The following is a 24,575-nucleotide window of genomic DNA, read 5'->3' as shown; positions in this document are numbered from 1 at the left end:
ACCAGCGTGATGGAGAGCAATGATGCTGAATTCATCTTTTTCCCTGGATGGCGCTTTTCAGTATAATCAGCGTGCTGTGGCAAAACCCGCAGCCGGAATTAGCGTTCTGCGAATCTTCTTGGTGCCTGAATATTCGGGCAATGCTTGCGCATACCATTCAATGGTTGCTCAGGCGGGGGCTTCGCAAAAGGCGCCGGGTTCTGTGCTGACCAGTTTCATCAACCCCGATGCCTCTCGTGATAGCTTTTCCTCACTCACGACAGAGGCGGCCAAATGGCTTCTTTCTTTCCTTATCTGTACCCGCAGTACAACCGCCCATACCTGGGGGTGCTGTATGTATGACTCAACGCCACTTTCTGCTGAAGAAATTCTCGATCACTGCCGTGCTCTGGCATTTGCCATCGTCGAGTTGGATCATGCTCTCGCCAAAGAATTGCTCATGTACATTCTTTGGGAACGTCTGAATCTGCTCAATGAGGCATTGGGGAAAACGGAGGCAGACGATGAATAATTTTGTATCAGCCACTGCTTCCTCTTCCCGTCATCACTGGCCGCAGATTCTCAGCGGGTTAGGCATTCCAGTGCCTGAAAACAATAAGCATGGTCCCTGCCCTATTTGCGGCGGTAAAGATCGTTTCCGCTTCGATGACAAACAAGGTCGCGGCACCTGGATTTGTAATCAGTGCCATCACGGCGATGGCCTCGATCTGGTTGCCAGGGTCAATGCCTGTGATTTGTTATCCGCTGCAAGGCTGGTTTCCGGTTTGACCTTAGCGCCATCAACTGCGCCCGCCAGGGAAAAAACGCCACTCCGCCCGATTGGGGAGCGAGCACAGCAATTACTCTCCGCCGCCCGCGAGGGGAAAAGCCCTTATTTGACTGGCAAAGGCTTATTGAACACGGTTCCATTGTTTACCGCTAATAGCCCCCTGACGGTAGGGGGCGCTACGTTTGGCCACGATGCTGTGATCCTGCCCGTTCATAAGATCACAGGGGAATTAGTTGGTGCGCATCTGATAAACGCTGGCGGAGAGAAACGGTTGCTGCCTGGCTCGCAAATGGCTGAGGCATTTATCTCTGTTAATCAGTCCCATGAAGTCACAACCATCATCATTGCTGAAGGCTACGCCACCGCATTAACTCTCAGCCAGATCGCTAACGGTATGGTGATTGCAGCCATGTCGGCCAACAATTTGAACAGCGTCGCGCGGGTAATGAGGACCAAATATCCCGAGAGCTGCATTATCCTGGCGGGCGATCATGACCTGCATTCTGATGGTTCCGCGAATACTGGTATGACTCAGGCGGTAAAAGCAGCCCAGGCGGTTAATGGCTGGGTATCTTTTCCACCCGGAGAAATTGCCTGCGACTGGGATGATTATCGCCAACAGTACGGTATTGATGCCCTCAAAACCGCCTTCAACGAGCAGATGTATAAGCCTGAATGCACTGAAAATCCACTCATCCGGAAGGAGCAAACTAACATGGAGTTCAGCACCGCACTGCCCTTGCGCAAAGGTTCCGATGGTTTCGATACCAGCCAAGACTATTTGATTAAAGGCTATCTGCCTTATTTATCCGTCACCAGTGCTTACGGTGCCAGCGGATCATATAAATCGTTCCTGGCGGTATCCTGGGGTTGCCATATTGCGACCGGGAAACCCTGGGCAGGTAAGCCGGTAACGCAGGGGGCGGTGATCTATGTCGTGGGCGAAGGTGGGATTGGTGTTCCCCGCCGTATCCGGGCATGGGAAGTCATGATGAATAACGGGAATCCGATCGATTTACTTTATCGGGTCGATTGTCCCATCTTCCCGGCCAGCACTGACAGCGTGCAGCAAGTGATCAAAGCGGCTAATGACGTCAAAGCGGCAACCGGCATGCCGGTGCGGCTGATTATCCTGGATACCCTCGCCCGCTGTTTTGGCGGCTCTGATGAAAATGCAGCAAAGGATATGGGCGCGTTTATTCAGGGTTGTGACGTAATCAAAGCTGCGACACAGGCCACCGTACTGATTATTCACCATTCCGGGAAAGATCAGGAGAAAGGTGCGCGCGGCTCCAGTGCATTCCGTGCGGCGCTGGATGTAGAGTTTAACGTGCGTCGCGAGGGTGAAGGCGGTGCGTTGATCCTCAGTTGCACCAAAATGAAAGATGCCGAAGAGCCGCAGCGCCAGGCATACGACCTGCTCCCTGTAGATCTCTATATCGATAATGATGGCGACCAGATCAGTTCATTGGTTTTGGACGATGAAGAGAGGTCCGTCAGGGAGAGCGATGAGGATACAGAGCTGATTGGTATTTCACGCCTGACCGAAAATCATATGGCGTTGTGGAAAGCTATCCGGGCGCGGGCAGCCAAAGGGGAAATTTGCACACGCACGTTGATTCGGGATGATATGAATGCGATGGGTTTTGACGCTTCCAGGAAAATGACCCGCTGGCTGGAAAAACTGGAGAAAGAAGGTGCAGTTGTTTGTGACGGTGAAGTCATCACACCAGTAACATTACACACAAAGTAAGTCATTAAGTGGGGTAAAAGTGGGGGAAGCTGGATCAGTAAGTGTCATTTTAGCTGATTTTCCCCACTTCCCATGTGTATATAGACGCTATATGGGGGTGGCAATAAAAGTCCTTATAAACAGAAGCTTATAAGGTGATGAGAAAACCTAGTGGGGGAAGGGCGAAACGGCTTAAAAATGGGGGAAAGTGAATGCTAACGAACACTTACCTAGCATCTTTCGTGCCAAAGCACATCAAAATCTGTCTATCTATTATGACTAAAACAGGTATTTTTCTTGATGCCGAAACTACATAAGGGACATCACTAATAGAGCTGGCGATTAACATAAGTTTACTGTTGATGGACGGTTTCCTGAGTACGATGAAACATTGCTTTTAAATAGAATTGCATCTAATCAAGAATAGCAATAACCTAGACAACTAGTTATTAACCTCAGAAAAACATCCACTACTTTAAATGAGGTGCCTCATGAAAGAACAAAGTTTTGATAGGTTCTCTCTATCACAAAATATAAAGCATAGTGATTTCTATAAACACACAAATCTTGATAACGAACAAGTTTTCCAAAATGTGATTGAAGAGTCTTATCAGTTAGCACATGGATTAACTCCCCCAACGATAAGAAACACAACATCAAAGGGTAAGGATGTATATTACATTGATGAACTTTCTTATAAATTAATCCTAAGAAAACTACAGAGCAACATTAGAAACAAAATAGAGTCAAAAAAAACACAGCGAAATGAAATAGTAAGAAACCTAGTGTCTTACATTCAGGAGGGGGTGAAAAGCAAAATAATCCTTATTGATTTAAAATCATTTTATGAATCAATTAACATAGATTCCTTATTGATACAAACTGGAAAGATAAACGCCCTCTCATATCACACTAAAAAGTTAATTGAAATAGTACTTGAAGAACATAGACGCCTAGGTGGCAAGGGCGTCCCTAGGGGCATTGAATTTAGCTCGCTACTTGCTGACTTATACCTACAAGAATTTGATGATTTTTTAGAACAAATTGATGGAGTATTTCTTTATAAGAGATTTGTTGATGATATATTGATAATGATAGATCATCAAGTAGATGATCAAGAGATCCTGTCACTAATAAAAAAACAGTTACCACAAAATCTCATGCTTAACAATTTAAAAACCCAAGTGGTTAAGATAAATAAAAGAGGAACATCACAAAATGATGTCAAAGGAAAAATAGCAGCAAATTTTGATTATCTAGGATACAAAATTCAAGTCATCGACACTCATATCCCACCAGGTCCGGGAAATGTTTCATCTCAAGGGAAAGCCGACTCAATTTATCGAAAAGTAGTTATTGGCATAAGTGATAAAAAAATAAAAAAAATACAAACAAAGCTATGTAAAGCCTTTTATAACTATGAACTAAATAGAGACTTTAAATTATTACTTGATAGGGTTGTTTTTTTATCTACAAATAGACACCTAATAAATAAAGATAAAAAAAGAAACATGCCGACGGGGATATTTTATAATTACCCATTAGTAAATGATAACAATCACTCACTTAAGATCATTGATTCCTATGTTAGGTCATTGATACTTGGATCCAATTGTAGACTATCCAGAATGCTTGACAACTCATTGAGTAAATGGCAAGTAAAAGACTTGCTTAAAATAAGTTTCTCAAGAGGCTTTTCATATAAAATACATAAAAAATACAGTCTAAATAGATTAAGGGAAATAACAAGGATTTGGAAATGAATATACAGAGCATAAAACTTGATAAAAAAGACTACAGAAGAGCCCTACTCACAGATACATCTCCTTCTGATGCACCAATAATTTTTTCTAATGATGGGCTTTACATTAACTCTCATTTAAGCAGTCAAAACAATGGGATATATAATCCTATTGTAGAATTTTTCAAAAAAATAATAAACCCTAAAGAAGACTTAAGCCTGCCTAATGATGCTGAAAGAGCAAAAAAACAGACTGAGCAGTCATATCCATTGAAGTTTAAAATTTTTAAAGATGAAAGTAAACTTAGAACATTGTCATTAATTCACCCTCGCTCTCAATATAACTACATTGAGTTTTACTATGGTTTTGCGAGTGCAATCACAGCACTATGTTCTAAAAGTCAATTATCAATAAGAGCACCAGTGAAAATTGCCAATTCCTTTTACACGAAAAAAAAACTTGCAGGGAAGGTTGCATATAAAAAAACCAATATTGACACATTAGAGAGTGAAATATGGACTAAACATGCATCTTCATTTTTTTCTTATAAAGGATACGATAGAATTTACAAGCTATTTGAAAATGAACAATATATATCTTTAGAAAAAAAATTCAATGTTATGTGGTCGTTGGATATTGCAAACTGTTTCGACAGCATTTATACCCATACTATTTCATGGGCAATTAAAAGTAAAGATTTTATAAAGTCCAACTTGAAGAAGGGAAGGCAGTTTGGTGATGATTTAGATAAGATTATGCAAAGGAGCAATAACAACGAAACTAACGGCATTCCTGTCGGTTCAGAATTTAGTCGAGTGTTCGCAGAGTTGATATTTCAAAGCATTGATAATGATATCGTAAAAAAACTACATGAGATTCATGGCTATAACTTAAAGACACACTATGAAATATTAAGATATGTAGATGACTACTTCATTTTTGCAATTAATGAGAATGTAGCTGGAAGAGTTTATGAAATAATCAGTGATGAACTTGGCAATTACAACCTTCACTTAGGTGATAAAAAATTAAACAAACTGGAGAGGCCATTTCTAACTAATAAATCGGAAATGGTTATAGAAGCAAAAAAAATCTTAACTCACTTTGATGAAAATATATTTATCAAGATAGATAAAAATAGCCAATCGACGAGCAAACTACATTACATCTACAGGCCAGAGAGATTAATAAAAAGCACACTTGATTTGATAAAGTCACGTTGTTGTGTAACTGGTGATGGATATAAAGATGTAGCACCATATCTCTTGGCTGCATTATCAAAAAGAATCACAAGAATCATTGAACTATATGATCGCAATTGTGATTCTGACCATGTAAGCCACTTTCATAGTGCGATTGTAATGATTATTAAAATGATGTTCTTCTTTCACTGTATCAAACCCAACGTTTCATCTTCTAACAGGATAGCGAAAGCTATATTATCTGTTGAGACATTTTACAAAGAAAACTCTCCAACTCATCTCGATTTATTCAAAGATATAATAATGCATCAAATACAAAACATGCGATTCTCAAATTCGGATGTTGAACTCAGAGATGGATTTACATCCATTGAGAAAATGAATGTTATTCTCGCAACAAGCAACTTTGGACCAAACTTTCTAATGGATAAGTTTCAGTTGGACCAGGCATTGGCTAATATAAAAAACTTTAATTACTTTTTTATAATTAGCTTACTGTATTACTATAAGGATCACTCTGCCTTCACTGAAAATAGAGGGGAAATTGAAACTGTTATTAAAGAGAAGTTCAACGTTAGTTTTGACTTAGAGAAGAATTCAGAACTCGCTCATCTTTTCTTGGATGTTATGAGCTGTAAATATATCACATATGAGGTCAGAAAATTACTTTACAATAAATTTTTAGCAAAATTTAGAATAACAAGGACAAATCAAGAGATAGATGATGACCTCACTTACTTATTAACGAAATTTTGGTTTGTAAAATGGAATGAGCTTAATAACCTCAATCTTTTAGAAAGAAAAGAGTTGAGAACTGGTTATTAAGATGATAAAGTTCAAGAGCTTTATGGGAAGGGCAATATTGCTCCTGCCATGCTTTTATTGGCAATCACTCTTCGGAGTGGTATTCGCTTGTTATTTTGCTCAGTGCGAACACTGTTCAAAATTTCTAGTTGAGGCACTTTTTCGTGCTACACACCTGATGTTGAGCCTAACTTATAAAGTGCATAGCCAGCTTTCGAGCTGGCTTTTTGCTTTCTATGATTCTAAATATAATAGTTGATAAAAAACCAAGTGTAGACAACGACGCACAGAGCTCTATTAGTCTTGAGATATTAAAGTGAGCTAACAATTTTGTATGCAAGGCCTCGCTTGACACATAACCGACCTAAACTTGTACATTGTAGTTAAACCCCATCCCTCAACCCATCCAAATAATCCGCATACCACTGCAACATCTCCCGCCGCCCATCCAGGTACTGCGCATGGTTATACGTCCCGCGAATTGAATTTTTGTCCACATGCGCGAGCTGCACTTCAATCCATGCCGAGTTATAGCCCTGCTCATGCAAAACCGTGCTCATGGTATGCCTGAACCCATGCCCTGTAGCCTTCCCATCGTACCCAACCCGTTTAATCACCTGATTAATCGTGGCTTCACTCATCGGCTTTCCGGCATTGCTCCTGCCCGGAAACACATACTTCCCGCGCCCTGTGAGCTGCTGGATCTCTTCCAGCAACTCAACAGCCTGACGCGGCAGCGGCACCGAATGCTTACGCCGCATCTTCATGCGTCCTTCGGGGATTTCCCAGAGTCCTTTACTTAAATCGAACTCACGCCACTCCGCCGCGCGTAGCTCAATAGTTCGCGTCCCTGTCAGCATCAGTAACCGCGTCGCGTACTGAGTCATCTTACTGCCGCTATAGCCACACAACGCGCGCAGAAACGCGCCTATCTCGTTATTCAGCAGATGGGGGAAATGCTTTTGCTTCGGGGATTTCAGTGCACTAGCCAGTTCCGAAACGGGGTTGTACTCCGCCCTGCCAGTAACAATGGCGTAGGCATAAATCTGATTACACGCCTGACGGGTTTTCTTCAGTTTATCCAGCACGCCGCGCTGCTCCATTTTCCGCAGCACCGCAAGCATCAGCATCGGTTTGATTTCAGTGACTGGCATTTTGCCAACATGGGGGAAAATATCTTTGCGCAGATACTCAAGGATGTCGTTCGCATAGCCCTTTGACCAGCTCGCGCGCTTGTACTCATGCCACTCCCGCGCCATCGCTTCAAAGTTGTTGTTCATTGCGAGGATTTTGGCCTGCTTGGCTTCCTGCTTGGCCGCGCCGGGATCACCACCGGCTGCGAGTATCCTTTTCGCGTCTTCGCGCTTTCCGCGCGCCAGAGCCAGCGTCACCGCAGGATACAAGCCAAACACCACGCGCTTTTCTTTTCCTGCAAAGCGGTATTTAAGCCGCCAGCTTTTACCACCGGTCGGGAAGATTTCGAGGTACAGACCGCCGCCGTCAGCCAGTTTGTAGGCTTTGTCTTTCGGCTTGGCAGTCTCGATTTGACGGACGTTGAGCTTCATTTGGGGGCATTTCACTCCATTGAACAGGCCAGTGCCCCCAATGATGCCCCCGGATAAGTAAAGTTTTTAGCGGAACTGAATAGAAGTTAAAAGATCGGAAATGCAGTATTGATAAGGGTTTAGAGGGAATTCGCAGACAAAAAAAGGATATGAGAAGAAGAGGAGATGGCACGCCCTACAGGATTCGAACCTGTGACCTACGGCTTAGAAGGCCGGTGCTCTATCCAGCTGAGCTAAGGGCGCATATGCGGTTGCGTCGAATTATACGTTGGCACGCAGTCGCGTCAACGTTTTTGCACCTGCCAAGTGCAGAGTGCTGATGTTCTAACCAATCCCTGTCAATGACGCTTACGATAATCGCTCAGCGACACCAGATTACTCTCCTCATCCGCCTTGCCCTCCAGCTCCACGCCCGGTAAAAACGCCCCGTTAAACCGCTCACGCATCAGGTTCATCTCTTCACGGTCCGGCTCCAGTTCGCGCAGAAAACCCATCGCCAGCAACAGCTGTTGTTGGGTGATCACCGGTGAAAAATGCGCGCGGCTGAGAATCTGATGCCAGCGCCGCATGTTCTCTTCCCCACCATCAACAATGCACACCTGCCAAATCAGCAGCACTGCCGCCGCGTTCTGCAAATGGTTTTCATTGTCGCCGGTGATGTAGTCAGTGAACTCCTTTGCCGCCTCTTTCCCCATCAACGATAGCATCGATTCCACATGGACCGGTGGCAGTTGCAGTCGTTTGCTCAGGGACTGAGCCGCATGGCGAGAACCGGCCGTCAGCAGGCGGAAGCCCACCACAAAAACCACCACTAAAGTCGCAAGGATTAGCCAGATCATAAACATTCCACTAAATTCATTGCCGGGCATCATACGGGTTAACGCGGGCAATCTGAAGTGACAAAAGCGCGCCTCAGGATCAATCTGTGCCTGACAGCGCGACGCGCTTCTGACAGAATAGGCGCCTTTCCCCGATTCAACATTACACAGTGGATTTCCTCTCTGATGGCAGCAAAAATTATTGACGGTAAAACGATTGCGCAGCAGGTGCGCCTTGAGGTTGCGGAAAAAGTACAGCAGCGTCTGGCGGCTGGAAAACGTGCGCCTGGCCTGGCAGTCGTTCTGGTGGGGGAAAACCCCGCTTCGCAGATCTATGTCGCCAGCAAACGCCGCGCCTGTGAAGAAGTGGGATTCGTTTCCCGTTCTTACGATCTGCCAGCAACCACCAGCGAAGCCGAGCTGCTGGATTTGATCGATGCGCTGAACAACGATCACGAAATCGATGGCATTCTGGTGCAGCTACCGCTCCCGGCAGGCATCGATAACGTCAAGGTACTGGAACGCATCGTGCCGGACAAAGACGTCGACGGTTTCCATCCTTACAACGTGGGCCGTCTGTGCCAACGCGCGCCGAAGCTGCGTCCCTGCACCCCGCGCGGTATTGTCACCCTGCTGGAGCGCTACAACATCGATACCTACGGCCTGAATGCTGTGGTGGTTGGCGCATCCAACATCGTTGGCCGTCCGATGAGCATGGAGCTGCTGCTGGCCGGTTGCACCACCACCGTGACCCACCGTTTCACCAAAGATCTGCGTCACCATATCGAACATGCCGATCTGTTGATCGTGGCAGTAGGTAAACCGAACTTTATTCCGGGCGACTGGATCAAGCCGGGCGCGATTGTGATTGATGTCGGTATCAACCGTCTGGAAAGCGGCAAAGTGGTTGGCGATGTGGATTTCGAAGCAGCCTCAGAACGCGCTTCCTACATCACCCCTGTGCCGGGCGGCGTTGGCCCGATGACGGTCGCCACCCTGATTCAGAATACCCTGCAAGCGTGCGAAGAGTACCACGATGAGGAGAACGCATAATGGCGACGTTTTCTCTGGGTAAACACCCACATGTTGATCTTTGCGATTTGCTGAAACTCGAAGGCTGGGTGGAGAGCGGCGCACAGGCCAAAGCGGTGATCGACGAAGGCGAAGTGCGCGTTGATGGCGCGATCGAAACCCGTAAGCGCTGCAAAATCCTTGCCGGTCAGACGGTAGAATTTGCCGGCCAACGCATTACCGTGGTGGCTTAAAAAACGTAGCGGCGCGATTTATCGCGCCTGTTGCTTCTAAAAAGCGCGATAAATCGCGCCGCTACTAAGCTGAAATAAAAAGGGCGAACATCAAAGTTCGCCCTTTTTTCGTTACTTACGACGCCAGGTTGTGCCCTGCGGGCCATCTTCCAGCACGATGCCCAGCGCATTCAATTTATCGCGCGCCACATCAGCTTGCGCCCAGTCTTTCGCTTTACGCGCATCGTTACGCATCTTAATCAACGCTTCGATTTCAGCCACTTCATCGTCGTTGGCTTGCGCACCGCTTTGCAGGAACTGCTCCGGGTCCTGTTGCAGAATACCCAGCACATCCGCCAGCTGACGCAGTTTTGCCGCCAGCGCATTCGCCGCGGTTTTGTCTTCCGCTTTCAGGCGGTTCACTTCGCGCGCCATATCGAACAGCACCGAATAGGCTTCCGGCGTGTTGAAGTCATCTTCCATCGCGCTACGAAAACGCGCGTCGAACTCTTCGCCACCGGCAGCCACTGCGCTGACATCGGTATGACGCAATGCGGTGTAGAGACGCTCCAGCGCCGCGCGTGCCTGGTTAAGGTTATCTTCGCCATAGTTGAGCTGGCTGCGATAGTGGCCGGACATCAGGAAGTAACGCACGGTTTCGGCATCGTAATGTTGCAGCACATCGCGCACGGTAAAGAAGTTGCCGAGGGATTTTGACATCTTCTCGCGATCAACCATCACCATGCCGGAGTGCATCCAGTAGTTAACATACGGGCCATCGTGCGCACAGGTGGATTGCGCCACCTCGTTTTCGTGATGCGGGAACATCAGGTCCGAACCGCCACCGTGGATATCAAAATGGGTGCCGAGTTGTTTGCAGTTCATCGCCGAACATTCGATATGCCAACCCGGACGCCCGTTGCCCCACGGTGAGTTCCACGCGGGTTCGTCGGCTTTGGACATCTTCCACAGCACGAAATCCATCGGGTTGCGCTTCACTTCGGCTACTTCAACGCGCGCACCGGCCTGGAGTTGTTCCAGATCCTGACGCGACAGCACGCCGTAATCTTTATCGCTCAGTACATCAAACATCACATCGCCATTGTCGGCTACGTAGGCATGCCCACGTTCGATCAGGCGGCCAACCAGCTCGATGATCTCGTCGATATGACGCGTCGCACGCGGCTCCAGATCGGGCGGCAGGATGCCCAGCGCAGCAAAATCTTTATGCATTTCACCAATCATACGATTGGTCAGGGTTTCGATGCTTTCGCCATTCTCGTTGGCACGTTTGATGATTTTGTCGTCGATATCGGTGATGTTACGCACATACTTCAGCTTATAACCGACATAGCGCAGGTAACGCGCTACCACGTCAAACGCCACAAAAGTACGTCCGTGGCCAATATGACAGAGGTCGTACACCGTGATGCCGCACACGTACATGCCGATTTCGCCAGCATGAATGGGTTTGAATTCCTCTTTCTGTCGCGTCAGGGTGTTATAAATCTTTAGCATTGAACGGTTCCGTATTTAACGTGTGCGGGAAAGGCCTTTCCAGGCTAGCTGCGTATTGTGCCGTATTTTTTACTTCAGCGCGACGCCAGCATAGCAACTGTCGCTGCCTTGCTGACGCGTCATCACAATTTGTGATATAAGATGCGTCTACAAAAATGCCCGCTGCTCTGAGGCAGGCGCGGCAATCGACACCGACGACAACCTTTACAGGACGAGAATGATGGTCACCTTCCAGACGAACCACGGCGATATCGTGATTAAAACCTTCGATGACAAAGCGCCGGCAACCGTAAAGAACTTCCTGGATTACTGTCGTGAAGGTTTCTACGACAACACCATTTTCCACCGTGTGATCAACGGCTTTATGATTCAGGGCGGCGGCTTTGAGCCGGGCATGAAGCAGAAAGCGACTAAAGAAGATATCCGCAACGAAGCCAACAACGGCCTGAAAAACACCCGTGGCACCCTGGCGATGGCGCGTACTCAGGCTCCGCACTCGGCGACGGCTCAGTTCTTCATTAACGTGGCAGACAACGACTTCCTGAACTTCCGCGACGAAAGCCTGCAAGGCTGGGGTTACTGCGTGTTCGCAGAAGTGGTTGAAGGCATGGACGTGGTCGACAAAATCAAAGCGGTAGCCACCGGCCGCAGCGGCATGCACCAGGACGTGCCGAAAGATGACGTAGTCATCCAGAAAGTGACCGTTAGCGAGTAATGTCGCGCACGCTGTTTATCGCAGATCTTCATCTGTGTGAAGAAGAACCGGCAATCACTGCCGGTTTTCTGCATTTTTTGCAGCGGGAAGCGCATCAATGCGATGCGCTTTACATCCTTGGCGATCTGTTCGAAGCCTGGATTGGCGATGACGATCCCAACCCTTTGCATCAGCAAATCGCCGATGCGCTCAAGGCCCTGCCGGTGCCGACATTCTTTATCCACGGTAATCGCGATTTTCTGCTCGGTCAGCGTTTTGCGCGTGCCAGCGGCATGACATTGTTGCCAGAGGAACAGGTGTTAACCCTGTACGGTAAACGTCTGCTGATTATGCATGGCGACACCCTGTGCACCGACGATGAAGGCTATCAACGCTTTCGCGCTAAAGTGCACCAGCGCTGGCTGCAAAAGCTGTTTCTGGCCTTACCGCTCAGCTTGCGGATGCGTATCGCTGCCAAAATGCGCGCCAACAGCAAACAAGCCAATCAACACAAATCCCTGAGCATCATGGATGTGAACCAGCAGGCGGTGATGGATGCCATGGCCCGCCAACAGGTGCGGCTACTGATCCACGGCCACACCCATCGCCCGGCGATCCATGATTTTGTTTTACAGGGTGAAAATGCCCAGCGCGTAGTGTTGGGTGCCTGGCATCAACAGGGTTCGATGATTCAGGTCGACGCCGATGGCGTCAGGCTTAGCGAATTTCCGTTCTGATTAACGGGCAATCTTGCCCGTTTTCCGGCCACGCAACCGTTTTCCTTACTGCCATCTCATGCTATTCTCTGTGCCCTTCTTCACCTGCCCGCCCGGCCAGGTTCGTTTGTATATTCACAGGAGTTGACCGCATGTCATCCAACGCCGCCCCGGCTCGTATCGCCATCGTCATGGGTTCCAAAAGTGACTGGGCTACCATGCAGTTCGCCGAGGAAATTCTTAACAGCCTGGATGTCCCCTTCCATGTGGAAGTGGTTTCTGCTCACCGTACGCCGGACAAACTGTTCAGCTTCGCCGAAAACGCCGCGCAAAATGGTTTCCAGGTGATTATCGCCGGTGCTGGCGGTGCAGCCCATCTGCCGGGCATGCTGGCCGCCAAAACCCTGGTGCCGGTGCTGGGTGTCCCGGTACAAAGCGCCGCCTTAAGCGGTGTCGACAGCCTCTACTCGATTGTGCAGATGCCGCGTGGTATTCCGGTAGGTACACTGGCAATCGGTAAAGCCGGTGCCGCCAATGCTGCTCTGCTGGCCGCGCAGATTCTGGCAATTCACGACAGCGCGCTGGCAACTCGCCTCGCCAACTGGCGTCAGACCCAGACTGACGAAGTGCTGAACAACCCGGATCCGCGGGGGGATGCATGAAGCCGGTTTGCGTACTGGGAAATGGTCAGTTAGGCCGTATGCTGCGCCAGGCGGGTGAACCGCTGGGCATTGCCGTTTATCCGGTCGGGCTGGATGCAGAACCTTCTGCGCTGCCGATCGCACAAAGCGTGATCACGGCGGAAATTGAACGCTGGCCTGAAACCGCGCTGACGCGTGAACTGGCAAGCCATCCGGCCTTTGTGAACCGCGATATTTTCCCGCGTCTGGCCGATCGCCTGACGCAAAAACAGTTGCTCGATCAACTGAACCTCGCCACCGCACCGTGGCAACTGCTGGCGGATAAAAGCGAATGGCCGCAGGTGTTCAGCTCGCTTGGCGAACTGGCTATCGTCAAACGCCGCACCGGCGGCTACGACGGACGCGGTCAGTGGCGTCTGCGCGCCAATGAAACCGACACCCTGCCGGATGAATGCTACGGTGAATGCATCGTTGAACAGGGCATCAACTTCAGCGGTGAAGTGTCGCTGGTTGGCGCGCGTGGTCAGGATGGCAGCACCGTTTTCTATCCGCTGACCCATAACCTGCATCAGGAAGGGATCCTGCGCACCAGCGTCGCGTTCCCACAAGCCGATGCGGCGCAGCAGCAACAGGCCGAAGCGATGCTCAGCGCGATCATGCATGAGCTGAATTACGTCGGTGTGATGGCGATGGAGTGCTTCGTTACGCCGCAGGGCTTGCTGATCAACGAACTGGCACCGCGTGTCCACAACAGCGGACACTGGACGCAGAATGGTGCTTCCATCAGCCAGTTCGAGCTGCATCTGCGCGCAGTGCTGGGTTTACCGCTGCCGCAGCCGGTGGTGTATGCACCTTCGGTAATGGTCAACCTGATTGGTACGGATGTGAATCTGGCGTGGCTGCATCAGCCGTTGGTACATCTGCATTGGTACGAGAAAGAAGTGCGTCCGGGACGTAAAGTCGGCCACCTCAATCTGACCGACAGCGACCAGGGTCGTCTGGCCGCGGCATTAAATGCGCTGGTGCCATTGCTGCCGGCGGAGTATGCCAGCGGTATCGCCTGGGCCGTAGAGAAGCTGTAATTAAAAGGTCGCCAGCAATGGCGACCTTACCCTTCCGTGGCGGCGCAATTTATTGCGCGAATTTTGACTGTTGCGTCAAGGTCAAAGGCGCGCGATAAATCGCGCCGCTACACCAGGAGGCATGTCGACCAGGCGATCACGCCGCCTCAAACCGCCTGAACAACGCCTTCCCTTTCAGCAAACGCACCCCCAGCCAGCCGCCGCACAACGACAGCAAAATCGCCCCGGTGATCGGCAGCGCCAGCCACAGGCTCCAGTCCGGTTCCCAGGGAAAATCGAAGATTTTGCGCTGCAACCCCCACAATGCCGCCTCCGCGCCCAGTGCTGCCGCAACCCCGGATACCACGCCGAGCAAGGCAAACTCACACCACAGGGTGCCGCGCAGCAGTCGTTTGCTGGCACCCAGCGTGCGATAAACCACCAGCTCCTGACGTCGTTGACGCATCCCGACCTGAATCTGCGCCAGCAGCAGCAGCACGCCACAGATCGTCACCAACACCACCATAATCTCCAGCGCCTGACTCACCTGCGCCAGCACCTGGCCGATTTGGCGCATCATGCTGCCGATATCCAGCAAACTCAGGGTGGGGAATGCCCGGTTGAGCTGCGCCAGCAAGGCAGGGTTATTCGCCATACGGAAACTGGTGAGCCAGGTTTGCGGCTGGTCATCCAGCGCCCCCGGCGGAAAGATAAAGAAGAAGTTGGGCCGCAAACTCTCCCAATCCACTTTACGCAGGCTGGTAATTTTGGCGCTGAACTGCTGGGTATCGCCGCTGAAAGTTAAGGTGTCACCCAGCTTCACCCCCAGACGATCCGCCAGCTCAGTCTCCACCGACACTTCCCCGACACGCGGCGGCCAACTCCCCGCTACCAGCGGATTGTGGTCCGGACGCTCCGCCTGCCATGTCAGATTCAGCTCACGATTCAAGGCGTTATCCATATTCGGATCGGCATCCTTACCGTTGAGCTGCGTCAGTCGGGCGCGGATAATCGGGTAGAAAGTCTCCGCTTTGATCTGATGCGATTGCAGGAAATCACGTACCTGTGGCACCTGTTCATGCGTCATATTCAGCAGAAAATAGTTGGGACTATCCGGTGGCAACTGTTGCTGCCAGCGATCAAGCAGATCGCCGCGCATCACCAGCAGTAACGCCAGCAACATAAAGGAGAGTGAAAACGCCGCCAGTTGGCTGAGGGTCATTGCCGGCTGTCGCAACAGCCGGTTGATGGCCAGTCGCAGCGCCAGGTTACGCACCACCAGACGTCGCAACAGCAGCAAAGTGCCCCAGCCCAGTAACGCCAGCAACAACGCCAGCAACACCACACCCGCCAGCAACGCCCACAACATCTTGCTGCCGCCCATCAACAACGCCAGCAGGCCAATCACCACCAACGCCATCACTGGCAGATAGACGCGCAACGGCCAGACATTCGCCACCGCATCCCGACGCAGCACACGTAATGGCTGGGTTGCCAGCAATAACCGGTAAGGACGCATCCCCACCAGCAGCGAGATCACGAACATCGCCCCCAACGACCACAACCACGGCCAGAAACTGGCCGCCGGAAGTGCCGCAGGCAGCACCGGTTTCAACATCGCCAGCAGGATGATTTCAATGCCCTGTCCCAGCACGCTACCCGCCACCGCCGCCATCAGCAATACCGCCAGCCACTGACCGATGATCAAACGTTGCAGCACCTTACGCGTCGCACCGAGGGTCTTCAGCACCGCCACCAGATCATAGCGGCTGCGGCAATAGTGGCTCATCGCCACCGCCACCGCCGCAATCGCCAGCAGCAAAGTCAGCAAGGCGGAGAGCAACAAAAATTGCTGCGCGCGCTGCATCGATCGCCCCAGTGCATCTTCTGAGTTTTCCACGCTAATCCAGCGTTGATCCGCCTTGAGCTGCGGCTGGATCCAGTTATCGTAGCGCGCCAGCGGAGCAGGATCACCTGAGAACTTGTAGCGCCAGCTCAGCCGGCTGCCGGGCTGGATCGCGCCGGTTTTCTCCACATCCGCCAGGTTCATCAGCAGACGCGGTGCGGTCTGAAAAGGGTTAAAACCCGCGTCAGGTTCCTGAATAACTTCGCCTGCGATACGCAGCGTGGTATCGCCCACGTCAATCTGATCGCCGGTTTTCAGGTTCAACAACGCCAACAATCGGGGGGCTGCCAGCACCGTCCCTGCACGAGGACGCAAGCCGGGCGGATCGGTTTGCAGAGTGCCAAACATCGGATACGCGTCATCCACTGCCTTCACATCCGCCAGCTGTGGCGTTTCCTGCGCAAAGGTCATGGTCATAAAACTCAGTTGAGGGCTGACTGAAAGTCCCTCGTGCCGCGCCTGAGCCAGCCAGGCTTCCGGCACCGGCGCGCTACTGCGCAAAGTACGATCCCCGGCCATAAAATCACGACTTTGCTGGCTTAACCCTTTTTCCATCCGATCGCTGATCGACCCCAGTGCCAGCACGCAGGCCACCGCCAGCGTCAACGCCAGCCAAACGATCAACAAGGAGGGCGAACGCCACTCACGCCAGAACCAACGCCAGATCATGACTCCTCCCACAATTTGCCATCACGCAACCGCAGACGACGATCGCAACGCGCCGCCAGCTGCTCATCATGGGTAACCAGGATCAGGGTGGTGGCAAAATCACGGTTGAGGGAGAACAGCAGATCGGCGATGCGATCGCCGGTCTGACGATCGAGGTTGCCAGTCGGTTCATCAGCAAACAACAAGCCAGGACGACCATTAAAGGCGCGGGCGAGCGCCACCCGCTGCTGCTCGCCACCGGAAAGCTGGGCGGGAAGATGATGCAACCGCGCTTTCAAACCGAGCTGCGTCAGCAACTCGACCGCCTGATCGCGGCTTTCGCGGTCGCTGACGCCACGCAATAGCGCGGGGAGCTGGACGTTTTCCAGCGCATTCAACGTCGGCACCAGCATAAAAGATTGAAAGACAAAACCGACTTCCCGCGCGCGCAACGCCGCACGCTGCTCCTCGTCCATGCTATGTAACGGCTCGCCGAGCAGATGCACTTCACCGCTGCTGCCATCGTCCAGCCCGGCAAGGATGCCCAGCAGAGTAGATTTACCCGAACCGGACTCGCCAATCAGCGCAATGGTCTGGGCGGGTTTGACAACCAGCTCAACTCCGGTAAGGATGGTCAGCTGATGCTCTCCCTGACCGACGGACTTAGTAAGATGATGAACTTCAACAATGTTTTCCGCTGGCATTATTCCTTCCTGTTGTTATTACTTCTGCTGGTGTCACGTCTTGCTGCGGCCGATACTCTGCTGGTGCTGGGCGACAGCCTGAGTGCCGGTTATCGCATGTCCGCGAACGTCGCATGGCCGAGTTTGCTCGACAAAGAGTGGCAGCAGCAGCCCAGAATTATCAACGCCAGCATCAGTGGCGATACCGCCGGTCAGGGGCTGGCGCGTTTACCGGCGCTATTAAAACAGCATCAACCGCGCTGGGTGTTAATCGAATTGGGCGGTAACGATGGCTTGCGTGGCTTCCCACCGCAAAATATCGCCCAGGATCTGAGCAAAATTATCGACGATGTAAAGGCGGCAAAAGCGCAGCCGCTGCTGATGCAAATTCGCATACCGGCAAATTATGGGCGTCGTTATACGCAGGCGTTTAGCGCGATTTATCCGCAGCTGGCACAGCAGTACAACATTCCTCTGGTGCCCTTCTTTATGGAGCAGGTGTACCTGAAACCGGAGTGGATGCAGCAGGATGGTATTCACCCGAATCCGGATGCACAGCCCTTTATCGCAGGGGTGATGGCGAAGGAACTGGCTCCGCTAGTAAAGCATGATTAACGCAGGCGCGTGATTTTTAACAGGTAAAGTTATGCAAAAAACCATTCTTATCACCGGCTGCTCCAGCGGTATCGGCCTGGTGGCCGCCAATGACCTGCTGATGCGCGGTTATCGCGTGATTGCCGCCTGCCGTCGGGCGGAAGACGTTGCGCGCATGCATGCGCTTGGTTTTATCGGCATTACGCTCGATCTGGACGATCCGGCCAGTGTCGATGCCGCAGCGGATCAGGTCATTGCGCTGACAGAAAATCGTCTTCACGGGCTGTTCAACAACGCCGGTTTTGGCATTTATGGACCGCTCGCCAGCCTGTCACGCCAGCAACTGGAGCAACAATTCTCCACTAACTTCTTTGGGACGCATCAACTGACCATGCGCCTGTTGCCCGCCCTGCAAGCCAGCGGCAGTGGACGTATCATTAATACCAGCTCGGTGCTGGGGGTGATCTCCACCCCCGGACGCGGCGCTTACGCTGCCAGTAAATATGCGCTCGAAGCCTGGAGCGATGCGCTGCGCATGGAATTACGCACCACAGGCGTGCGCGTCAGCCTGATTGAGCCAGGGCCGATCCATACCCGTTTTACGGAAAACGTCCATCAGGGGGAAAGCGACAAACCGGTGCGTAATCCCGGCATCGCCGCGCATTTTTCCCTGCCGCCTGAGGCGATCCTGCCAAAGCTGCGTCACGCTCTGGAAAGCGCGCATCCGCGCCTGCGTTATCCGGTGACGCTGGTGAGTTGGACCATGAGCCTGTTAAAAAGAGTACTGCCAGGCTGGATGCTGGATCGCATTTTGCGCAGCAAATAGGCTGCAAGCCTGATTAGAACTTGAAGCCGGGCAGCTTGCCCCCATATTCTCAACACACTTTCAGCAAAGAGACGTATTCATGTCACACGCTTTGATTATCGACATCAACGAATCCAATCTGCATCAGACGCTGGAACAATCCATGCAGCTGCCGGTGCTGTTTTATTTCTGGTCCGATCGCAGCCAGCACTGCCAGCAACTGACGCCGGTGCTGGAGCACCTGGCCCAGGAGTACGCTGGTCAGTTTATTCTGGCAAAACTGGATTGCGATAAAGAGCAGATGGTGGCTTCTCAATTTGGTCTGCGCTCCATCCCGACGGTGTACCTGTTCCAGAATGGTCAACCGGTCGATGGCTTCCAGGGGCCGCAGCCAGAGGAGGCGATTCGCGCCCTACTGCAAAAAGTGCTGCCGCGTGAAGAAGAACTGAAAGCCCAGCAGGCGATAGCCCTGATGGAAGAAGGCAAACCGCTGGAGGCTCTGCCGCTGTTGAAAGATGCCTGGCAGCTGAGTAATCAGGCCAGCGAAATTGGCTTCCTGCTGGCGGAAGTTCTGATCACCCTGAATCGCAGCGATGAAGCGGAAGCGGTGTTAAATGCGGTGCCGTTGCAGGATCAGGACACCCGTTATCAAAGCCTGGTAGCGCAAATCGAGCTGCTGAAAAAAGCCGCCGACACGCCGGAAATTCAACTGTTGCAGGAGCAACTGGCGAATGAGCCCGCGAACGCCGAGCTGGCTGCTAAACTGTCGTTACAGCTGCATCAGGTTGGTCGTAATGAAGAAGCCCTTGAATTGCTATTTGGTTTCCTGAAAAGCGATCTCAACGCCGGTGACGGCCAGGTGCGTAAAATGTTGCAGGAAATTCTGGCCGCACTCGGCACTGGTGATGCCCTGGCTGCACGTTATCGTCGCCAGCTTTATTCGCTGCTGTACTAATCAGTACGGGGTAGTAATCGGGCCGAAGCGACTCGGCCCGAAACAGTGACAACCTGGAGGTTATTATGTTGACCGTGATGCCAGTCATCATCGTACTCGCGTTGGTGACCGTTTGGGCCGGAGTAAAAATTGTGCCACAGGGTTATCAGTGGACGGTTGAGCGCTTTGGGCGCTATACCCGCACGCTGCAACCTGGCCTGACGTTAGTTGTTCCCTTCATGGATCGCATTGGCCGCAAGGTCAACATGATGGAGCGCGTCCTTGATATCCCCTCTCAGGAAGTCATCTCAAAAGATAATGCCAACGTCACCATCGACGCCGTCTGCTTCCTTCAGGTGATCGACGCAGCGCGCACAGCGTATGAAGTCAGCAACCTGGAGCTGGCAATTCTCAATCTCACCATGACCAACATTCGTACCGTATTAGGCGGCATGGAGTTGGATGAAATGCTGTCGCAGCGCGATAACATCAATACCCGTCTGCTGCATATTGTCGATGAAGCGACCAATCCCTGGGGTGTAAAAATCACCCGTATCGAAATTCGAGATGTGCGTCCGCCGCAGGAGTTGATTGCGGCCATGAACGCGCAGATGAAAGCCGAACGGACCAAACGCGCCGATATTCTGACGGCGGAAGGGGTGCGGCAGGCTGCGATTCTGCGCGCCGAGGGGGAAAAACAGTCGCAGATCCTGAAAGCTGAAGGGGAGCGAACCGCCGCGTTCCTGCATGCCGAAGCGCGAGAGCGTGAGGCGCAGGCAGAGGCTAATGCAACGCGCATGGTATCTGAAGCCATCGCCGCCGGGGATATTCAGGCCGTGAACTACTTCGTGGCGCAAAAATATACCGATGCGTTGCAGAAAATTGGCCAGGCCAATAACAGCAAAGTGGTGATGATGCCACTGGATGCCACCAGCCTGCTTGGCTCGATAGCCGGAGTTAGCGAGCTGCTGAAAGAGAGTGGCCGGGAGCGCAAACCGTGATCCTGATGGAGCTGATTGCCCACCCGCACTGGTTCTGGCTGACGCTGGGCGGCCTGCTGCTGGCGGCTGAAATGCTTGGCACCAGCGGCTATCTGCTATGGAGCGGGCTGGCAGCGGTGCTGGTTGGCCTGATCGAGTGGTTTTTTCCCTTCTCGTGGACCAGCCAGGGCCTGTTGTTTGCGGTGTTAACCCTGCTGTGTGTCTATTTCTGGTATCGCTGGATGCGTTATCGCGAAGCCTCGCAACAACCCAATAGCCTGAATCAGCGTGGTACGCAACTTATCGGCCAACACTTTACGCTGGAAAACGCCCTGAAAGACGGCACCGGCCATGTGCGCATTGGCGACAGCAGTTGGCGCGTGCAGGCAGAGAGCGATCTGCCCGCCGGTACCCAGGTCATCGTCACTGGCGTAGTTGGCATTACGCTGATGATTCAGCCTCGCTTTCCGGCTGTCTGATGGCAGCAGCCCGCCAGGTGGTTGATGATGGGGCACTCCGCGCCATCATCGCCAGGACAGGCTTCCGCCAACGCCAGTAAGCGCGCCCGCATGGCGTGTAATTCTTCAATATGCGCCGCGATCTCATCCGCTTTCTGCAAAGTGCGCGCTTTTACGTCGGCGCTGTGGCGGGCAGGATCGTTAAACAACGTCACCAGCTCGCGACATTCGTCGAGAGTGAACCCCACCTGACGCGCCTGACGCAACAGATTGAGTTCATCAATATGGTGTGGATTGTAACTACGATAACCATTTTCACTGCGCAGCGGTGGCGTGACGACACCCTTCTCTTCATAGAAACGAATCGCTTTGCTGGTCAGCCCGGTTTTTTTGGCAACATCGCTAATGTTCATGTGATCCCCTTGACCTTCCCCTGAATGGAAGGTTTAGGCTTTATAACTAATGCAAAGTCTGCATGCAGTCAAACCTGAACGCATAAGGAGTTAAATATGTCACACACACAGTTGCTGGCGCTGGACGGCCTCTCCTGCGGCCACTGCGTCAAACGTGTCAAAGAAGCGCTGGAACAGCGCAGCGATGTTGAACAGGCTGAAGTTACCCAACAGGAAGCGCGTGTCACCGGTGCTGCCAGCGCCAGCGATCTGATCGCGACCGTAGAACAGGCGGGTTACCACGCAGCACTGAAAGACAGCCCAAAGTCTGAACCGTTGACAGCATCAGAGCCGCAGCCGGAGGCGCTGACAACGGAGGAACGATCGCAACCGGCAGATGACACCCTGCCCGTCCACCACCTGCTGATTGGCGGCATGAGCTGCGCCAGCTGTGTGAGTCGTGTCGAGCAGGCATTGCAAAAGGTACCTGGCGTCAGCCAGGCACGCGTTAACCTGGGTGAGCGCAGCGCGTTGGTATTGGGTGATGCGCAACCCGCGGCGTTAATTGGCGCTGTCGATCAGGCGGGCTATTCGGCAGAAATCATCGAAGATGAGCAAACTCGCCGGGAACGCCAGCAGGTCAGTGCCCGCCAGGCGATGCGCCGCTTTGGCTGGCAATCCGCGCTGGCATTGTTGCTCGGCATACCCATGATGATCTGGGGCATGCTGGGCGACAATATGATGCTCAGCGACAGCAATATCGCCTTATGGCGCTCACTGGGCGTGATCACCCTGTTGGTGATGGTGATTGCCGGTGGCCATTTCTACCGCAGCGCCTGGCGTAGCCTGCGCCACGGTACCGCCACCATGGATACGTTGGTGGCGCTCGGAACCGGTGCCGCCTGGCTCTACTCAATGAGCGTCGCGCTCTGGCCACAATTTTTCCCGCATCAGGCCCGGCATCTCTATTTTGAAGCCAGCGTGATGATTATTGGTCTGATCAACCTCGGTCATGCGCTGGAACAACGCGCAAGGCAGCGAGCCTCACAGGCGCTGGAACGTTTGCTGGACTTAACCCCAGCGCAGGCTCGCGTCATTACCGACCAGGGTGAAACCCTGATACCGCTCAGCGATGTGCAGCCTGGTATGGTGATTAAACTGGTCACCGGCGACCGTATCCCGGTTGATGGCGAAGTGGAAAGCGGCGAAGGCTGGTGCGACGAAGCGATGCTGACCGGCGAAGCGGTGCCGCAAACTAAACAGGCCGGAGATAAAGTCTTTGCTGGTACGCTGCTCCAGGATGGCACGTTGCGCTTTGTCGCGCGCGCCACCGGCAGCCATACCACGCTGGCACGCATCATCAATCTGGTCCGTCAGGCGCAAAGCAGTAAGCCCGATATCGGACGTCTCGCCGACCGCATCTCCGCCGTGTTTGTGCCGGTGGTGGTGGCGATTGCGCTGTTAAGTGGCCTGGTGTGGTATCTGGCCGGACCGCAACCGCAGTTGGCTTATACGTTGGTGATTGTCACTACGGTGCTGATTATCGCCTGTCCTTGCGCTCTTGGTCTGGCAACGCCAATGTCGGTGATTGCTGGCGTCGGACGTGCCGCAGAACTTGGCGTGCTGGTGCGTGATGCGGATGCACTCCAGCGCGCCAGTGAAGTTGACACCCTGGTATTTGATAAAACCGGCACCCTGACCCAGGGCACGCCGCAGGTGAGCGATGTGTTGTTGTATAGCGACTGGGATCGTCAGCAGGTACTGCACGCTGCCGCCCAGCTGGAACAGGGTTCCAGCCATCCACTGGCAACCGCAATTATCGCGGCAGTGCCGGATCTGCCTGCCGTTGATGTTGAGCAATTTCGTACAATACGCGGTAAGGGCGTGAGCGCTACAGTGGCAGGCAGAACATTGCTGCTCGGCAACCTGGCGTTGATGGAAGCCCAACAAGTGGATTGCACACCCGCCCGTGAAGATATTGAACGTCTGGCGGCGCTGGGTGCCACGCCAGTGCTGCTGGCCGATGACAGGCAACTGCTGGGGTTGATCGCGCTACGTGACAACCTGCGTCCGGAGAGCCGCGCGGCGCTGCAACGCCTGCATCAGTTGGGGTTTCAGCTGATGATGCTGACCGGTGACCATGAAAAAACCGCACGCGCAATCGCTGCTGAAGCCGGTATCGACGACGTGATCGCCGGGGTGCTGCCAGAAGGCAAAGCACAAGCCATCGAGCAGTTGCAACAACAGGGGCGCAAAGTGGTGATGGTCGGTGATGGCATCAATGATGCTCCGGCGCTGGCCCAGGCAGATGTTGGTATTGCTATGGGTGGCGGTAGCGATGTGGCGGTTGAAACCGCCGCCATGACGCTGATGCGTAATGACCTGCACTGCGTGGTGGATGCGCTGGCGATTTCCCGCGCCACGCTGCGTAATATGCGGCAGAACCTGCTGGGTGCATTTATTTACAACAGCTTTGGCATTCCAATTGCCGCAGGTGTGCTTTATCCGTTTACCGGCATGCTGCTTAGCCCGATTGTGGCGGGAGCGGCGATGGCGCTCTCCTCCATCACGGTGGTGAGTAATGCTAATCGTCTGTTGCGGTTTAAGCCACCGGTACACGAATAGCAAGCCCTGCCCTGTTTTTCGCGCGATGAAATCGCTAGCATGGA

At 52.4% G+C, this 24,575-nt stretch carries 22 protein-coding genes, 1 tRNA gene and 1 pseudogene; 17 read left to right on the top strand and 7 right to left on the bottom strand.

The window, feature by feature from the left end:
• The first annotated feature begins 19 nt into the window (after positions 1–19).
• The 5 genes and pseudogenes from AC6I8T_RS05320 to drt3b all read left to right on the top strand — a co-directional run bounded on the left by AC6I8T_RS05320 (position 20) and on the right by drt3b (position 6,270).
• Positions 20–511, top strand: a complete 492-nt coding sequence (locus AC6I8T_RS05320; protein ID WP_497833564.1) for an ash family protein — start codon at positions 20–22, stop codon at positions 509–511.
• Positions 474–1,388 (top strand): annotated as a pseudogene (locus AC6I8T_RS05315) (primase-helicase zinc-binding domain-containing protein); the annotation flags it as partial. The gene AC6I8T_RS05320 and the pseudogene AC6I8T_RS05315, both read left to right, overlap by 38 nt.
• A gap of 42 nt (positions 1,389–1,430) precedes the next feature.
• Entirely contained in the window at positions 1,431–2,522 is a 1,092-nt protein-coding gene (locus AC6I8T_RS05310) for a helicase RepA family protein (RefSeq protein ID WP_497834278.1), read from the top strand.
• A 470-nt stretch (positions 2,523–2,992) separates the two neighbouring features.
• A complete protein-coding gene (gene drt3a, locus AC6I8T_RS05305; RefSeq protein WP_497833563.1) occupies positions 2,993–4,264 on the top strand; it encodes an antiviral reverse transcriptase Drt3a in 1,272 nt (423 codons plus the stop codon).
• Complete coding sequence (gene drt3b / locus AC6I8T_RS05300) at positions 4,261–6,270, top strand: antiviral reverse transcriptase Drt3b (protein ID WP_497833562.1); 2,010 nt, start codon at positions 4,261–4,263, stop codon at positions 6,268–6,270. Before drt3a ends, drt3b begins: the two co-directional genes overlap by 4 nt.
• A 362-nt stretch (positions 6,271–6,632) precedes the next feature.
• Here the strand turns inward: drt3b and AC6I8T_RS05295 are convergent, their stop codons facing one another.
• From AC6I8T_RS05295 to AC6I8T_RS05285, 3 genes are all read right to left on the bottom strand, one after another.
• Positions 6,633–7,814, bottom strand: a complete 1,182-nt coding sequence (locus AC6I8T_RS05295; protein ID WP_497833561.1) for a tyrosine-type recombinase/integrase — start codon at positions 7,812–7,814, stop codon at positions 6,633–6,635.
• A 166-nt stretch (positions 7,815–7,980) separates the two neighbouring features.
• A tRNA-Arg gene (locus AC6I8T_RS05290) sits at positions 7,981–8,057 on the bottom strand.
• Positions 8,058–8,152: 95 nt separating this feature from the next.
• On the bottom strand, positions 8,153–8,653 hold the full coding sequence (locus AC6I8T_RS05285) for a DUF1198 family protein (RefSeq protein WP_036624745.1): 501 nt from the start codon (positions 8,651–8,653) through the stop codon (positions 8,153–8,155).
• 165 nt (positions 8,654–8,818) lie between these two features.
• On the opposite strand from AC6I8T_RS05285, the gene folD reads away from it, so the two are divergent.
• Together folD and ybcJ are read left to right on the top strand one after the other, a co-directional pair.
• On the top strand, positions 8,819–9,685 hold the full coding sequence (folD, locus tag AC6I8T_RS05280; protein ID WP_021182321.1) for a bifunctional methylenetetrahydrofolate dehydrogenase/methenyltetrahydrofolate cyclohydrolase FolD: 867 nt from the start codon (positions 8,819–8,821) through the stop codon (positions 9,683–9,685).
• Positions 9,685–9,897 carry a ribosome-associated protein YbcJ gene (gene ybcJ / locus AC6I8T_RS05275; protein WP_013508198.1) on the top strand — a complete coding sequence of 71 codons (213 nt, stop codon included), beginning with the start codon at positions 9,685–9,687 and terminating at the stop codon, positions 9,895–9,897. Before folD ends, ybcJ begins: the two co-directional genes overlap by 1 nt.
• 111 nt (positions 9,898–10,008) lie before the next feature.
• On the opposite strand, the gene cysS is transcribed toward ybcJ, so the two are convergent.
• Positions 10,009–11,394 carry a cysteine--tRNA ligase gene (cysS, locus tag AC6I8T_RS05270; RefSeq protein WP_208724983.1) on the bottom strand — a complete coding sequence of 462 codons (1,386 nt, stop codon included), beginning with the start codon at positions 11,392–11,394 and terminating at the stop codon, positions 10,009–10,011.
• Between the two features lie 220 nt (positions 11,395–11,614).
• Here cysS and ppiB point away from each other — a divergent pair, with 220 nt between their 5' ends.
• The 4 genes from ppiB to purK all read left to right on the top strand — a co-directional run bounded on the left by ppiB (position 11,615) and on the right by purK (position 14,527).
• Entirely contained in the window at positions 11,615–12,109 is a 495-nt protein-coding gene (gene ppiB / locus AC6I8T_RS05265) for a peptidylprolyl isomerase B (RefSeq protein ID WP_021182319.1), read from the top strand.
• Positions 12,109–12,825: a UDP-2,3-diacylglucosamine diphosphatase gene (gene lpxH / locus AC6I8T_RS05260; protein WP_208724982.1), complete on the top strand. Its 717-nt coding sequence runs from the start codon at positions 12,109–12,111 to the stop codon at positions 12,823–12,825. The genes ppiB and lpxH overlap by 1 nt, the downstream gene beginning before the upstream one ends.
• Positions 12,826–12,956: 131 nt before the next feature.
• On the top strand, positions 12,957–13,466 hold the full coding sequence (gene purE / locus AC6I8T_RS05255) for a 5-(carboxyamino)imidazole ribonucleotide mutase (protein WP_013508194.1): 510 nt from the start codon (positions 12,957–12,959) through the stop codon (positions 13,464–13,466).
• A complete protein-coding gene (gene purK, locus AC6I8T_RS05250; protein ID WP_021182317.1) occupies positions 13,463–14,527 on the top strand; it encodes a 5-(carboxyamino)imidazole ribonucleotide synthase in 1,065 nt (354 codons plus the stop codon). Before purE ends, purK begins: the two co-directional genes overlap by 4 nt.
• Positions 14,528–14,663: 136 nt before the next feature.
• On the opposite strand, the gene ybbP is transcribed toward purK, so the two are convergent.
• Both ybbP and ybbA read right to left on the bottom strand, forming a co-directional pair.
• A complete protein-coding gene (gene ybbP, locus AC6I8T_RS05245) occupies positions 14,664–17,081 on the bottom strand; it encodes a putative ABC transporter permease subunit YbbP (protein WP_497833560.1) in 2,418 nt (805 codons plus the stop codon).
• Entirely contained in the window at positions 17,078–17,764 is a 687-nt protein-coding gene (ybbA, locus tag AC6I8T_RS05240) for a putative ABC transporter ATP-binding protein YbbA (RefSeq protein WP_036624740.1), read from the bottom strand. Before ybbA ends, ybbP begins: the two co-directional genes overlap by 4 nt.
• Between ybbA and tesA the strand changes: the two genes are divergently transcribed.
• The 5 genes from tesA to AC6I8T_RS05215 all read left to right on the top strand — a co-directional run bounded on the left by tesA (position 17,732) and on the right by AC6I8T_RS05215 (position 21,535).
• Positions 17,732–18,358, top strand: a complete 627-nt coding sequence (tesA, locus tag AC6I8T_RS05235) for a multifunctional acyl-CoA thioesterase I/protease I/lysophospholipase L1 (protein ID WP_200864645.1) — start codon at positions 17,732–17,734, stop codon at positions 18,356–18,358. The two genes, ybbA and tesA, sit on opposite strands and share 33 nt — an antisense overlap.
• A gap of 31 nt (positions 18,359–18,389) precedes the next feature.
• The gene (locus AC6I8T_RS05230; protein ID WP_021182310.1) at positions 18,390–19,163 is read left to right on the top strand and encodes an SDR family oxidoreductase; all 774 of its coding nucleotides are present in this window, start codon (positions 18,390–18,392) and stop codon (positions 19,161–19,163) included.
• Positions 19,164–19,242: 79 nt separating this feature from the next.
• Positions 19,243–20,097: a thioredoxin family protein gene (locus AC6I8T_RS05225; RefSeq protein ID WP_021182309.1), complete on the top strand. Its 855-nt coding sequence runs from the start codon at positions 19,243–19,245 to the stop codon at positions 20,095–20,097.
• Positions 20,098–20,162: 65 nt separating this feature from the next.
• Entirely contained in the window at positions 20,163–21,077 is a 915-nt protein-coding gene (locus AC6I8T_RS05220; RefSeq protein ID WP_208724980.1) for an SPFH domain-containing protein, read from the top strand.
• Positions 21,077–21,535, top strand: a complete 459-nt coding sequence (locus tag AC6I8T_RS05215) for an NfeD family protein (RefSeq protein WP_208725496.1) — start codon at positions 21,077–21,079, stop codon at positions 21,533–21,535. Before AC6I8T_RS05220 ends, AC6I8T_RS05215 begins: the two co-directional genes overlap by 1 nt.
• Here AC6I8T_RS05215 and cueR read toward each other — a convergent pair.
• A complete protein-coding gene (cueR, locus tag AC6I8T_RS05210) occupies positions 21,511–21,927 on the bottom strand; it encodes a Cu(I)-responsive transcriptional regulator (RefSeq protein ID WP_021182307.1) in 417 nt (138 codons plus the stop codon). The two genes, AC6I8T_RS05215 and cueR, sit on opposite strands and share 25 nt — an antisense overlap.
• 96 nt (positions 21,928–22,023) lie before the next feature.
• Here cueR and copA point away from each other — a divergent pair, with 96 nt between their 5' ends.
• Positions 22,024–24,531 carry a copper-exporting P-type ATPase CopA gene (gene copA, locus AC6I8T_RS05205; protein ID WP_497833559.1) on the top strand — a complete coding sequence of 836 codons (2,508 nt, stop codon included), beginning with the start codon at positions 22,024–22,026 and terminating at the stop codon, positions 24,529–24,531.
• Positions 24,532–24,575: the final 44 nt, after the last annotated feature.

The organism is Pantoea sp. X-Soil-OKNW-556 (assembly GCF_059730695.1).
The sequence above is the reverse complement of the archived record's forward strand: the minus strand, read 5'-3'. Positions and strand labels throughout refer to the sequence as shown.